General features: G+C 73.3%; 12 protein-coding genes. 5 read left to right on the forward strand and 7 right to left on the reverse strand.

Annotated elements, in window-relative coordinates:
* Positions 1-42 precede the first annotated feature (42 nt).
* A complete protein-coding gene (locus MUK52_RS03075) occupies positions 43-1,305 on the reverse strand; it encodes an extracellular solute-binding protein (RefSeq protein WP_428985421.1) in 1,263 nt (420 codons plus the stop codon).
* Between the two features lie 164 nt (positions 1,306-1,469).
* On the opposite strand from MUK52_RS03075, the gene MUK52_RS03080 reads away from it, so the two are divergent.
* Positions 1,470-1,685: a dodecin gene (locus MUK52_RS03080; RefSeq protein ID WP_114055364.1), complete on the forward strand. Its 216-nt coding sequence runs from the start codon at positions 1,470-1,472 to the stop codon at positions 1,683-1,685.
* A 67-nt stretch (positions 1,686-1,752) separates the two neighbouring features.
* Here the strand turns inward: MUK52_RS03080 and MUK52_RS03085 are convergent, their stop codons facing one another.
* Positions 1,753-2,247: a phosphatase domain-containing protein gene (locus tag MUK52_RS03085; RefSeq protein WP_114055363.1), complete on the reverse strand. Its 495-nt coding sequence runs from the start codon at positions 2,245-2,247 to the stop codon at positions 1,753-1,755.
* A 132-nt stretch (positions 2,248-2,379) separates the two neighbouring features.
* On the opposite strand from MUK52_RS03085, the gene MUK52_RS03090 reads away from it, so the two are divergent.
* The 3 genes from MUK52_RS03090 to MUK52_RS03100 are packed head-to-tail and all read left to right on the forward strand — an operon-like array spanning position 2,380 to position 6,490.
* Positions 2,380-2,859, forward strand: coding sequence for a cation:proton antiporter regulatory subunit (locus MUK52_RS03090; protein WP_114055362.1), 480 nt, complete (start codon positions 2,380-2,382; stop codon positions 2,857-2,859).
* A 4-nt stretch (positions 2,860-2,863) separates the two neighbouring features.
* Entirely contained in the window at positions 2,864-4,048 is a 1,185-nt protein-coding gene (locus MUK52_RS03095; protein ID WP_114055361.1) for a cation:proton antiporter, read from the forward strand.
* Positions 4,049-4,069: 21 nt separating this feature from the next.
* On the forward strand, positions 4,070-6,490 hold the full coding sequence (locus tag MUK52_RS03100; protein ID WP_284574493.1) for an excinuclease ABC subunit UvrA: 2,421 nt from the start codon (positions 4,070-4,072) through the stop codon (positions 6,488-6,490).
* 92 nt (positions 6,491-6,582) lie between these two features.
* Here the strand turns inward: MUK52_RS03100 and MUK52_RS03105 are convergent, their stop codons facing one another.
* The 4 genes from MUK52_RS03105 to MUK52_RS03120 form a co-directional block, all read right to left on the reverse strand.
* Complete coding sequence (locus MUK52_RS03105; protein WP_284574495.1) at positions 6,583-7,239, reverse strand: hypothetical protein; 657 nt, start codon at positions 7,237-7,239, stop codon at positions 6,583-6,585.
* 133 nt (positions 7,240-7,372) lie between these two features.
* The gene (locus MUK52_RS03110; RefSeq protein WP_114055359.1) at positions 7,373-8,128 is read right to left on the reverse strand and encodes a succinate dehydrogenase/fumarate reductase iron-sulfur subunit; all 756 of its coding nucleotides are present in this window, start codon (positions 8,126-8,128) and stop codon (positions 7,373-7,375) included.
* On the reverse strand, positions 8,125-10,077 hold the full coding sequence (locus MUK52_RS03115; RefSeq protein WP_284581639.1) for a fumarate reductase/succinate dehydrogenase flavoprotein subunit: 1,953 nt from the start codon (positions 10,075-10,077) through the stop codon (positions 8,125-8,127). The genes MUK52_RS03110 and MUK52_RS03115 overlap by 4 nt, the downstream gene beginning before the upstream one ends.
* Positions 10,078-10,109: 32 nt before the next feature.
* A complete protein-coding gene (locus MUK52_RS03120) occupies positions 10,110-10,814 on the reverse strand; it encodes a succinate dehydrogenase (protein WP_114055358.1) in 705 nt (234 codons plus the stop codon).
* Positions 10,815-10,907: 93 nt separating this feature from the next.
* On the opposite strand from MUK52_RS03120, the gene MUK52_RS03125 reads away from it, so the two are divergent.
* Positions 10,908-11,789 carry a LysR family transcriptional regulator gene (locus MUK52_RS03125; RefSeq protein WP_114055357.1) on the forward strand — a complete coding sequence of 294 codons (882 nt, stop codon included), beginning with the start codon at positions 10,908-10,910 and terminating at the stop codon, positions 11,787-11,789.
* 54 nt (positions 11,790-11,843) lie between these two features.
* Here MUK52_RS03125 and MUK52_RS03130 read toward each other — a convergent pair whose 3' ends face one another.
* A complete protein-coding gene (locus tag MUK52_RS03130; RefSeq protein ID WP_114055356.1) occupies positions 11,844-12,488 on the reverse strand; it encodes a TetR family transcriptional regulator in 645 nt (214 codons plus the stop codon).
* Between the last annotated feature and the right edge of the window lie 60 nt (positions 12,489-12,548).

Genomic DNA, 12,548 nt, shown 5'->3' on the forward strand with positions numbered 1-12,548 from the left:
CGCTTCGCGGCCGCCGGGTGTGCGGACTCTGAACTCGGCGGCTCAGCGTTCGCTGTTCAGGACGGTGGTGATGGACTCGGAGGCGGTGCGGGCGGCCTTGCGGGGGTCCTGGCCGGTGAGGACGGCCGTCATGTACGGCTTGATCGGGTTCTCGGCCTCGACCTCGGCCCAGCGTGCGGACTTGGGGGTGGCCCGGCCGTGGGCGGCACCGACGGCCATGGTGGCGGCCCCCTCGTTGTCGGCGACGACGTGGGCGAGGGTGGTCTTGTTGGGCACGTAGCTCATGGTCCGGGCGAGTTCGGTCTGCCACTTCTCGCTGACCAGGGCGGTGATGACGTCGATGGCGCGGTCGCGCTGCCGGGCCTTCTCCGGGATGATCAGGACGGAGCCGCCGGTGAAGACGGCGCCGGGCTTGTCGGAGGTCTTGCCCGGGATGGGGAAGAAGCCGAGCTTGCCCTTGAGGGCGGGGTTGGCGGCCTCGATGGCGGCGGCCTGGCTGGGCGGGCCGATGATCTGGGCGACCTTGCCGCGGGCGAAGACCTCGGCCTGCGGGGGCGTTTCCTCGTCGGCGCCCTTGGGGCCGTCGCCGAGGGCCTGGAGCTGCTTGTAGAACTCCATGCCGGCCAGGGCCTTGTCGTCGTGGAGGGTGCCCTCCCAGGTGCCGTTGTTCTGGACGGCGAGGTCGCCGCCCTCGTCCCAGACGAAGCCGGAGAGGACGTACCAGTTCTGCCCGGCGAGGTAGATGCCCTGCTGGTCGCCCTTGTCGAGCTTCTGGGTGGCCTGGATCCACTCCTGGCGGTTGCGGGGCGGCGTCTTGATGCCGGCGTCCGCGAAGAGGTCCTTGTGGTAGATCACGACGCGGTTGGCGGCGTACCAGGGGACGCCGTACTGGGCCCCGCCGATGCTGCTCGGGTCGGCGAGGCCGTCGAGCCAGTCCTGGTTGCCCCACCTGCGCATGCCGTCGAGGGTGAGTTCGGAGAGGCCTCCGGTCTCGATGTAGCGGGCGACCTGGGTGTTGCCGACCTCGATGAGGTCGGCGCTCTCGCCTCCGCGGCCCGAGAGGACGCCGTCGACCTTCTCGCCGATCCCGGTCCACTCCTGGATGCGGACGTCCAGGTCGACGCCGGGGTGCTCCTGCTCGAAGGAGGCGGTGAAGCGGTCGACGAACTCGTCGGAGGCGCTGCCCTTCATGAGCCAGAGCGTCACCTTGTCCGGTCCCGCGGACGCGCCGCCCGCGCCGCTGCATCCGGTCAGGGCGGCCGCGGCAGCGACGGCGGTGCACACGGCGAGGAAGCGCATCTTCACGAGGGGTCACCTTCTGGGGGGAAATCCGAGATGGCTTGAAATTGGCATAGACCAATGGGCCGGTCAAGGGTATTCGCCGTGGAATTGATCCGACAGAGCTCGCGATACGGGACGTACTGGGGCACCGTAGAAGGCGACGAAGCCCCCACCGTCGGGAGACCTCCATGTCCAACCACACGTACCGGGTGACCGAAATCGTCGGCACGTCCACCGAGGGCATCGATCAGGCCATCCGCAACGGGATCGCCCGAGCGAACCAGACGCTGCGCAACCTCGACTGGTTCGAGGTGACGCAGATGCGCGGACACCTGGAGAACGGCGAGATCGCCCACTACCAGGTGGGACTCAAGGTGGGCTTCCGGCTCGACGAGGAGGAATGACGCACGCGCCGGGCTCCGGGGGGCGGCTCCCCCGGGGGCCCGGCGCGCCCGCCGCCCCGCCGCCGTCTCAGGTGCGGCCCTCGCCCTCCTGGGCGGACTTCAGCTCCGGCGCCTCCGCCGCCCAGTTCGCAGACACCACCGGGAACCCCTCGGCGCGCGCGGCCTGGCACACCAGTTCGTCGTCGTCCACGAGCACCCGCACCTCCCGGCTCCGCGCCAGGCGGCGCAGGATGTCCAGCTTGGTCAGCCGCGCCGGCCGCCGGTCCCGGTCACCGCGCATCCACACCCGCCCCTGCGGCAGCCCGTGCCGCTCCAGCCACGCCTCCGTGTCGGCGCGGCACCGCTCCGGGCGGCCCGTCAGGTACACGATCTCGCAGTCGGCTGCGCGCTCGACCGCCAGCGCCACCCCGCGCGCCAGCGGCGGATCGGCCGGCGCCGCACCGAAGAACCCGTCCCAGTCCCGCGGCCGGCGCTCCAGGAAGTGCTGGCGGTGGCCGGTGTCGGCCAGCGTGTTGTCGATGTCGAAGACGGCCAGCGGCCGGCGGTTCGCCCGGTCGCTCATACGGCCCGCCCACTGCCCGGACCTGCGACGGCACGCGTTCTGCTTGTCGTATGCATGGCAGTAGTCTCGGCCATCGCGGGCCTCCCGCGCGTCACGTGCGCGCCAGGCCGCGTGCGGCGCGATGATGCGCGCATGGACGTGAACGAGGTGCTTCTCCCCGGTGTGGGGCTGCGTTACGAGTTCACCAGCCAGGACGGCGACCGGATCGGCGTGGTGGCCCTCCGGTCGGGCGGTTTCGAACTGGTGGTGTACGCGGCCGACAACCTCGACCAGGCCAGGCCCGTGTTGCGGCTCACCGGAGAGGAGGCGGACACCCTCGCCGAGATCCTGGGCGCGCCGCGGATCGCCGAACGCTTCGCCGACCTCACCCGAGAGGTTCCCGGGCTCAGCGCAGGGCAGGTCGAGGTGCTGCCCGGCACCCCGTTCGACGGGCGTCCGCTGGGCGACACCAGGGCGCGCACCCGTACCGGTTCGTCGATCGTGGCGATCGTCCGGGGCGAGGAGGTGATCGCCTCACCGGGTCCCGGCGAGGTCCTGCGCGCCGGGGACGTCCTGGTGGTGATCGGCACCCATGACGGCATCGCCGGCGTGGAAGAGATCGTCCGGGGTTGATCCGGTGCACACCCCGGTCGCGCTGCTGCTGGAACTCGGATTGATTCTGGCGGCGTTGAGCCTGCTGTGCGCCCTGGCGCGGCGCTTCGCACTGTCCCCCGTACCCCTGTACCTCCTGGCCGGACTGGCTCTGGGCGAGGGGGGAATCGCCCCGGTCCCGGCCGCCGACGAGTTCGTCGGGACCGGGGCGTCCATCGGGCTGGTGCTGTTGCTGCTGGCCCTGGGCCTGGAGTTCACCGTCCCCGAGTTCACCGTCAGCCTGCGCCGCCACATGCCGTCCGCCGGCGTCGACCTCGTGCTGAACGCGGTGCCCGGAGCCGTCGCCGGATGGCTGCTCGGATGGGACGCCGCAGGCATCCTCGCCCTCGCGGGCGTCACCTACATCTCCTCGTCCGGCATCATCGCCCGGCTGCTGGACGACCTGAGGCGCCTGGGCAACCGGGAGACCCCGGCCGTCCTGTCCGTCCTGGTGCTGGAGGACTTCGCGATGGCCGCCTATCTGCCCGTGCTGGCCGTCGTGGTCTCCGGTGGCACCTGGCAGCAGGCGCTGGCGGGTGCGCTCGTCGCCGTGGGCGCGGTGGGCGCCGCCTTCGCCGCCTCCTACTGGTGGGGCCACCACCTGGGGCGGCTGGTGGTCAACCCGGACGCGGAGCAGGTGCTCCTGCGCGTCCTGGGCATCACGCTGATCGTGGCGGCGCTGGCCGAGACGGTGCACATCTCCGCCGCGGTCGGCGCCTTTCTCGTCGGGCTCGCGCTCACCGGCGAGGCCGCGGACCGGACCCGGGCGGTGGTCGGTCCGCTGCGTGACCTGTTCGCGGCGGTGTTCTTCCTGGCCATCGGGCTGTCGATCAGGCCCGGCACCCTGCTGTCCGTGCTGCCTCCCGCGCTCGCGCTGGCCGCGGTCACGGCAGCCACGAAGGTGGCCGCCGGCTGGTACGCCGCTTCGCGGGACGGGGCGGGAGCGCAGGGCCGGCTGCGGGCCGGGACGGCCCTCATCGCCCGCGGCGAGTTCTCCATCGTCATCATCGCCCTGGCAGGTGTACACGACGACAGGCTCGGCCCCCTGGTCGCCGCCTACGTCTTCCTCCTGGCCATCGCCGGGCCCTTGGTCACGCGCTTCACCGGCGGAGCCCCCGCGCCGCCGCAACCGCAGCCGCCAAGCGCGCCGGCCGCTGAACAACGACCCTGAGGCGCCCGTAAAGTGGGGCGAATGCACCAGTCCGACGAGAGCCCGGCGCCGGCCGCCGCCCTCGACCCGTTCGTACGCGTCCGCGGAGCCCGCGAGCACAACCTGCGCGGCGTCGACGTGGACATCCCCCGCGACGCCCTGACCGTCTTCACCGGCGTCTCCGGCTCAGGGAAGAGCTCCCTCGCCTTCGGCACGCTCTACGCCGAGGCACAGCGCCGCTACTTCGAGTCGGTCGCCCCGTACGCGCGGCGCCTCATCCACCAGGTCGGCGCGCCCGCAGTGGACTCGGTCACCGGCCTGCCGCCGGCGGTGTCGCTGGAGCAGCGGCGCTCCACGCCCGGCTCGCGCTCCTCCGTGGGCACGGTGACCCTGCTCTCCAACTCGCTGCGCATGCTGTTCTCCCGCGCCGGCACCTACCCGGAGGGCGCCGGGCGGCTCGACTCCGACGCCTTCTCCCCCAACACCGCGGCCGGGGCGTGCCCTTCGTGCCACGGACTGGGCAGCATCCACCGCACCACCGAGGAGCTGCTCGTCCCCGATCCGGGCCTGTCGGTCCGCGAGGGCGCGATCGCCGCCTGGCCCGGAGCCTGGCAGGGCAAGAACCTGCGGGACATCCTGGAGGCGCTCGGCCACGACGTGGACGCGCCGTGGCGGGAGCTGCCCGCGGAGGACCGCGAGTGGATCCTGTTCACCGAGGAGCAGCCGGTCGTCACCGTGCACCCGGTACGCGACCCGGAGCGGATCCAGCGCCCCTACCGGGGGACGTACACGAGCGCGCACCGGTGGGTGATGAAGACGTTCGCGGAGAGCCGCAGCGCCACCCTGCGGGCCCGCGCGGAGAGGTTCCTCACCGACGCGCCGTGTCCGGTGTGTGCGGGGCGGCGGCTGCGTCCCGAGGCGCTCGCCGTGACGTACGCGGGGCACACCATCGCGGAGGTGGCGGCGCTGCCGCTGACGGGCCTGGACGGGCTGCTGGCGCGGACGCCGCCGGACGGGGAGGCGGCGCGGGTGCTCGCCGCCGACCTGCGGGCCCGGATCGCGCCGGTCGTCGAGCTGGGGCTGGGCTATCTGAGCCTGGACCGGACGGCGTCGACGCTGTCGGCGGGCGAGTTGCAGCGGCTGCGGCTGGCGACGCAGCTGAGGTCGGGGCTGTTCGGGGTGGTGTACGTGCTGGACGAGCCGTCGGCCGGCCTGCACCCGGCCGACACGGAGGCGCTCCTGGGCGTGCTGGACCGGCTGAAGGCGGCCGGGAACACGGTGTTCGTGGTGGAGCACCACCTGGATGTGGTGCGGCATGCGGACTGGGTCGTGGACGTGGGCCCGCGGGCGGGCGAGCACGGCGGGCGGGTCCTGCACAGCGGCCCGCCCGCGGAGCTGGCCGGTGTGGCGCAGTCGGCGACGGCGCGGCACCTGTTCGCGGCGCCGGGGGCGGTGGCAGCGGCGGGGCGGCCGCGGCGGGCGGTGCGGGAGGCGGCCGGGGCGGTACGGGTGTCCGGGGCGCGGCGGCACAACCTGCGGGACGTCGACGCGGAGTTCCCGCTCGGGGTGTTCACGGCCGTGACGGGTGTGTCGGGGTCGGGGAAGTCCACGCTGGTGGGGCAGGTGCTGGCGCGGGAGGCGGGCGAGCGGCTCGCCGCGGACCCGGGGTTCCCGGTGCGGCGGCTGGTGGAGGTGGACCAGAAGCCGATCGGGCGCACGCCGCGGTCCAACCTGGCGACGTACACGGGGCTGTTCGACGTGGTGCGCCGGCTGTTCGCGGCGACCGGCGAGGCGCGGGCCCGCGTCTGGAAGGCGGGCCGGTTCTCGTTCAACGTGCCGGGCGGCCGGTGCGACACCTGCCAGGGCGAGGGCTTCGTCTCCGTGGAGCTGCTGTTCCTGCCCCGTACGTACGCGCCGTGCCCGGAGTGCGCGGGGGCGCGGTACAGCGCCGAGACGCTGCAGGTCCGCCACGGGGGGCTGAGCATCGCGGAGGTGCTCGGGCTGACGGTGGAGGCGGCAGCGGAGTTCTTCGCGGAGGTCCCGGCGGCGGCGCGGAGTCTGCGGGCGCTGGAGGAGATCGGGCTGGGCTACCTGCGGCTGGGTCAGCCGGCCACGGAGCTTTCGGGCGGCGAGGCGCAGCGGATCAAGCTGGCGGCGGAGCTCCAGCGGCTGCGGCGCGAGCACACGCTGTACGTGCTGGACGAGCCGACGACGGGGCTGCACCCGGCCGACGTGGAGGTGCTGGTACGGCAGTTGCACGGGCTGGTGGACGCCGGCCACACGGTGGTGGTGGTCGAGCACGACATGGACGTGGTGGCGGGCGCGGACTGGGTGGTCGACCTGGGGCCGGGCGGCGGCGCGGACGGCGGCCGGATCGTCGCCGCGGGCACGCCGGAGCAGGTTGCGCGGGGCGGGCTCGGGCGGACGGCGGGGCATCTGGCGAGGGCGCTGGGGCTGGACTGAGCCGGGGGGAGTCGGCGGGGCGCGGGCGTACCTGCGTCAGGCGGGGCTCGGGCGGTGGGACGGCAGGCGGCGGGCGGCGGGCGGCGGGCGGGTCAGGCGTCGCCGGGCAGCAGGTGCTGCGGCACCTCGCGGAACGTCCAGCGGCCGCTCCGGCGGGTGAACGCCCACACCACGTCGTAGCGGTCCGGCCAGGCGGCGGGCACGCCCGGCAGCCGGTCGGCGCCGAGGGCGCGGACGAGGCGGGGGACGCCGTGGTGCTCCCAGCAGACGAGGACGGGCTGCGGCGCGGCGAGGGCGGCGCGGGCGAGGGCCGCTTCGGCGCCGACGGCGAACCGGGTGCGCACGGGGATGTGCAGGGCCGCGGCCAGCGGTTCGACGGTCAGCCGGCAGCGGGCGGGGGCGCCCGCCCCGCCCGCGGCGAACACGGCGGCGGGGCGGGGCAGCAGGGACGAGCCGCGGGCGGGGGCGAACAGCCCGGGGAGCTCCTCGGCCCTGCGCAGGCCGCGTCCGGCGAGGAAGCCGGGGTCCTCGTTGCCGTCCGCGTCCTCGCCGGTGTCGCCGGGGTAGGGCTTCTCGGCATGCCGGATCAGCATGACCACGGCGTCGCGCGGGGCGCCCGCGGGGCCGTGCGCCGGGACCGGGGCGGGCTCCGCGGCGGAGCATCCGGCCGCGGCGAGCGGGGCGAGGGCGGCGGCCAGCACCGTGCGGCGTCGGGGGCCCGGTCCGGCTCCGGCGGGGGCTTGTGGCATGGGGTCCACTGTCGCCGACGCGGCCGTGTTCCGGCGGGCGCGGCACGTCTCGTACGCGGTACGAGCGCCCGGTCGGCCGATCGGATCGGCCGACCGGCGGAGCACACGGCGGGGGCGGCGGGGCGGCCGGGTGTCAGTCGCGGGCGGCGGCGCCCTTGCGGAGGGCGCGGAGCCATTCGCGGTTCATGGCGGCGATCGACGGCAGCGGGATGCCCTTCGGGCAGGCGGTGGCGCACTCGCCTGTCAGCGTGCAGCCTCCGAAGCCCTCGGCGTCCATCGCGGCGACCATGTCGAGCACCCGGGTCTCCCGTTCGGGCGAGCCCTGCGGGAGCGCGCCGAGGTGGTTGACCTTGGCGGAGGTGAAGAGCATGGCGGAGCCGTTGGGGCAGGCGGCGACGCAGGCGCCGCAGCCGATGCACTCGGCGTGCTCGAAGGCGCGGTCGGCGTCGGGCTTGGGCACGGCGGTGGCGTGCGCCTCGGGCGCGGAGCCGGTGGGCGCGGTGATGTAGCCGCCGGCCTGGATGATCCGGTCGAAGGCGCTGCGGTCCACGACGAGGTCCTTGACGACGGGGAACGCGGCCGCGCGCCAGGGTTCGACGTCGATGGTGTCGCCGTCGCGGAAGGAGCGCATGTGGAGCTGGCAGGCGGTGGTGCGTTCGGGGCCGTGGGCATCGCCGTTGATGACGAGGCTGCAGGCGCCGCAGATGCCCTCGCGGCAGTCGTGGTCGAAGGCGACGGGTTCCTCGCCGCGCAGGGTGAGGTCCTCGTTGAGGGTGTCGAGCATTTCGAGGAAGGACATGTCGCGCGAGATGCCGTCGACCTCGTAGGTGACCATGGCGCCGGGGGCGTCGGGGGTCTGCTGGCGCCAGACGCGCAGGTTGAGCTTCATGCGTAGCTCCGCTGGGTGGGGTGGACGTACTCGAAGACGAGGTCTTCCCTGTGCAGGACGGGTGGTCTGCCGGTGCCGCGGAACTGCCAGGCGGCGGCGTACCCGAACTCCTCGTCGCGGCGGGCCGCCTCGCCGTCGGGGGTCTGGGACTCCTCGCGGAAGTGGCCGCCGCAGGATTCGGTGCGGTGGAGGGCGTCGAGGCACATCAGCTCGGCGAGTTCCAGGTAGTCGACGATCCGGTTGGCCTTCTCCAGGGACTGGTTGAGCTGGGCGCCGCTGCCGGGGACCTTGACGCGCCGCCAGAACTCGTCGCGGATCTGCGGGATGCGGGCCAGCGCCGTGCGCAGGCCGGCGTCGTTGCGGGCCATTCCGCAGTGCTCCCACATGAGCTCGCCGATCTCGCGGTGGAAGGAGTCGGGGGTGCGGTCGCCGTCGGCGTTCAGGAGCCGGTCGAGGCGGTCGCGGGTCTCGCGGAGGGAGGCCGCGGCGTCGGGGTGGGTGTCGTCGACGGGCTCCTGGGCGGGGTGGCGGGCGAGGTAGTCGCTGATGGTGGCGGGGAGGACGAAGTAGCCGTCGGCGAGGCCCTGCATGAGGGCGGAGGCGCCGAGCCGGTTGGCGCCGTGGTCGGAAAAGTTGGCCTCGCCGATCGCGAAGAGCCCGGGGACGGTGGTCTGGAGGTCGTAGTCGACCCACAGTCCGCCCATCGTGTAGTGCACGGCGGGGTAGATCCGCATGGGGACCTCGTACGGGTTCTCGGCGGTGATCCGCTCGTACATCTCGAAGAGGTTGCCGTACCTCTCGGCGACGCGGTCGCGGCCCAGGCGGCGGATGGCGTCGGCGAAGTCGAGGTAGACGCCCTGGCCGCCGGGGCCGACGCCGCGGCCCTCGTCGCAGACGTTCTTGGCGGCGCGGGAGGCGATGTCGCGGGGGACGAGGTTGCCGAAGGAGGGGTAGATCCGCTCCAGGTAGTAGTCGCGCTCCGCTTCGGGGATCCGGGCGGGCGGGCGGGTGTCGCCCTTGGCCTTGGGGACCCAGATGCGGCCGTCGTTGCGGAGGGACTCGCTCATCAGAGTGAGCTTGGACTGGTGGTCGCCGGTGCGCGGGATGCAGGTGGGGTGGATCTGGGTGAAGCAGGGGTTCGCGAAGTAGGCGCCGCGCCGGTGCGCCCGCCAGACGGCGGTCGCGTTGGAGTTCATGGCATTGGTGGAGAGGTAGAAGACGTTGCCGTAGCCGCCGGTCGCGAGGACGACGGCGTCCGCGAAGTGGGTGGTGATCTCGCCGGTGACGAGGTCGCGGGCGACGATGCCGCGGGCCCGGCCGTCGGCGACGACGAGGTCGAGCATCTCGGTGCGGGCGTGCATCTCGACGCCGCCGGCGGCGATCTGCCGGGAGAGGGCCTGGTAGGCGCCGAGGAGGAGCTGCTGGCCGGTCTGGCCGCGGGCGTAGAAGGTGCGGGAGACCTGGACGCCGCCGAAGGAGCGGGTGTCGAGGAGTCCGCCGTACTCGCGGGCGAAGGGGACGCCCTGGGCGACGCACTGGTCGATGATCTCGACGGAGATCTGGGCGAGCCGGTGGACGTTCGACTCGCGGGCGCGGAAGTCGCCGCCCTTGACGGTGTCGTAGAAGAGGCGGTGGACGGAGTCGCCGTCGTTGCGGTAGTTCTTCGCGGCGTTGATGCCGCCCTGGGCGGCGATGGAGTGGGCGCGGCGCGGGGAGTCGGAGTAGCAGAACTGGACGACGCGGTAGCCCTGTTCGGCGAGGGTGGCGCCGGCGGCGCCGCCGGCGAGCCCGGTGCCGACGACGATGACGGTCTGCTTGCGGCGGTTGGCCGGGTTGACGAGGCGGGCCTCGAAGCGGCGGCGGTCCCACCGGTCGGCGATGGGGCCCGCGGGGGCCTTGGTGTCGGCGAGGGGCTCGCCGGTGGTGTAGTGCGCGTAGGTGTCGCTCATGGTGGCGGTTCCGTGGTCGGTGGGGTGCACGGTCACTTCACCACTCCGGTCATGACGCCGACCGGGACGGAGACGAAGCCGGCGAAGAGGAGGAGGGCGAGGGCGTTGGCGAGGACTTTCAGGGTGCGGTCGCGGCGGGCGCTGCCGGCGCCGAGGGTGTGGGCGGCGCTCCGGAAGCCGTGCCGGATGTGCAGGCCGAGGGCTGCCATGGCGGTGATGTAGAGGGTGTTGCCGTACCAGGTGGAGAAGGTGGCGAGGACGTTCTCGTAGGGGTGGCCGGCCCAGGCGCGTTCGTTGACGGTGAGGGTGGTGAGGTCGAGGATGTGCCAGACGATGAACAGGCCGAGGATGACGCCGCCCCAGCGCATGGTGCGGGTTGCGTAGCCGGCGCGGCGGCGCTTGTGGGCGTAGGCGACGGGGCGGGCCCTGATGTCGCGGCGGCTGAGCTGGTACGCCGACACGGCGTGCGCGGCGACGGCGGCGAGGAGGACGACGCGGACGGCCCAGAGGGCCCAGTGGCTGTGCAGGAACGGTTCACCGATGTGGCGCAGCCAGTGCCCGTACGCGTTGAACTCCTGAGGGCCGAAAAAGATCTTGAGGTTGCCCATCATGTGGACGACCAGGAAGCCGAGCATGATCAGCCCGGATACCGCCATCACGGCCTTCTTGCCGACGGCGGAGTCCCAGAGCGTGCGCGTGGTGGACGGCCGTCGGCCCGTCCGCGTTGCCAGAGCCATGCCCTCGACGGTAAGGAACCGACCCCTGAGAGGTCCAAGACATGATGTCGCTGATCTCGATAGGTACCTCCTATGAAGGAGTAGCCTGGGGTCATGCAGTTCCAGCAGCTTCTCTACTTCGTGGCGGTGGCCGAGACACGGCACTTCACCCGGGCCGCGGAGCGGGTGCACGTCGCGCAGCCGTCGCTGTCGCAGCAGATCAAGGCGCTGGAGCGGGAGCTCGGTGCGGAGCTGTTCAGCCGGGCGCGGGGCAACATCGCGCTGACGGACGCGGGTGAGGCGCTGCTTCCGCTGGCGCGGCGGATTCTCGCCGACGCGGAGACGGCGCGCCTGGAGGTGCAGGAGCTGGCGCAGCTGCGGCGGGGGCGGGTTCGGCTGGGCGCGACCCCGAGCGTGTGCACGGGCCTGCTGCCGGAGGTGCTGCGCGTCTTCCACGCCGCGCATCCGGGGATCGAGCTGCTGATCGAGGAGAGCGGCTCCCTGGACCTGGTCAGGGAGTTGGCGCGCGGCGCCCTGGACCTTGCACTGATCGCGCTGCCGCTGCCGCCGTCGGCGCCCGCGCTGGACACCGTGGAGCTGCTGACCGAGGACCTGGTGGTGGTGTCGTCGGAGCGGCTGCCGCCGCCCGGCGGGGGTGGGCCGCTGACGGTGTCGGCGCTGCGGCACGAGCCGATGGTGATGTTCCGCCACGGCTACGACCTGCGGGACCTCACGGTCGCGGCATGCCGGGCGGAGGGGTTCGAGCCGGTGTTCACCGTGGAGGGCGGTGAGATGGACGCGGTACTCGGCTTCGTGCGCGCGGGGCTCGGCGTGGCCGTCGTCCCGGCGATGGTCACCGGGAACGCTGCGCCGGGCCTGCGCAGCACGCCGCTGGAGGGCGCCCCGCTGCGCCGCACGATCGCCCTCGCGCACCGGACGGACGTCGCACCGCCCAGGGCGGCCCGCGAACTGAAGCGCATCCTGCTGCAGCGCTGAGGCGCCGGCTGCGGACCGCCTGCCGTGCGGACGCCCCGGCGGGCTGCCGGCGGGTCAGGAGCGGCGCACGGGCAGGGCGGCGTCCAGCCCGTCGGCGAGCATGGCGAATGCGGCCTCGGCATCGTCCACGGCGGCCGGCTGCGCCTCGGCCGCGCTCTGGCCGGCGGATATCCGCCGCCAGTTCTCACGGCCGAGTTCATGCCGGACGGTGACCAGGTGCGTCGCGGCCAGTCGCGCGGCCAGCGGCGCGACGGACTCCGCCTCCAGTGCGGCGGCCAGCAGCTCCACCTCCCGCGAGGTGTAGTGGCCCAGGCGCGCCTCCAGACTGGCCGTGCTGTAGAGCAGCCGCTGGTAGGCGACGACCTCCGGGTGGTCACACAGGCCGGTGATCGGGTCGCCTGCGGCGAGGGCGTCCAGGAAATGACCGCGCACCGCCGCAACGGGTGTCTGCCCGGCGGGTCTGTCGCGCACGATGCGCGCCGCCTCGCCCTGATGGTCGGCGAACCGGTCGAGGACCAGGTCCTCCTTGCTCGGGAAGTACCGGAACAGGGTCGGCTTGGACACCTCGGCCGCCGCCGCGACGTCGGCCACCGACACCTCGTCGAAGCCGCGCTCCAGGAAGAGCTCCAGCGCTGTGGCCGCCAGGTGGCGGCGGGTGCGCAGCTTCTTGTTCTCACGCAGACCGGTCGTGTTCGCCATGGGGCAACCCTAGCACGAATTGAGCAACCGGGTAATTTTTGTAACCGGGTTGCTTTTTCG

Source organism: Streptomyces sp. 2P-4, assembly GCF_030167965.1.
GTDB lineage: Bacteria > Actinomycetota > Actinomycetes > Streptomycetales > Streptomycetaceae > Streptomyces > Streptomyces globosus_A.

Coding starts and splice junctions, on each gene's coding strand:
- MUK52_RS03080 (WP_114055364.1), top strand. CDS start 1,470: ATGTCCAACCACACGTACCGGGTGACCGAAATCGTCGGCACGTCCACC.
- MUK52_RS03085 (WP_114055363.1), bottom strand. CDS start 2,247: ATGAGCGACCGGGCGAACCGCCGGCCGCTGGCCGTCTTCGACATCGAC.
- MUK52_RS03090 (WP_114055362.1), top strand. CDS start 2,380: ATGGACGTGAACGAGGTGCTTCTCCCCGGTGTGGGGCTGCGTTACGAG.
- MUK52_RS03100 (WP_284574493.1), top strand. CDS start 4,070: ATGCACCAGTCCGACGAGAGCCCGGCGCCGGCCGCCGCCCTCGACCCG.
- MUK52_RS03105 (WP_284574495.1), bottom strand. CDS start 7,239: ATGCCACAAGCCCCCGCCGGAGCCGGACCGGGCCCCCGACGCCGCACG.
- MUK52_RS03110 (WP_114055359.1), bottom strand. CDS start 8,128: ATGAAGCTCAACCTGCGCGTCTGGCGCCAGCAGACCCCCGACGCCCCC.
- MUK52_RS03115 (WP_284581639.1), bottom strand. CDS start 10,077: ATGAGCGACACCTACGCGCACTACACCACCGGCGAGCCCCTCGCCGAC.
- MUK52_RS03120 (WP_114055358.1), bottom strand. CDS start 10,814: ATGGCTCTGGCAACGCGGACGGGCCGACGGCCGTCCACCACGCGCACG.
- MUK52_RS03125 (WP_114055357.1), top strand. CDS start 10,908: ATGCAGTTCCAGCAGCTTCTCTACTTCGTGGCGGTGGCCGAGACACGG.
- MUK52_RS03130 (WP_114055356.1), bottom strand. CDS start 12,488: ATGGCGAACACGACCGGTCTGCGTGAGAACAAGAAGCTGCGCACCCGC.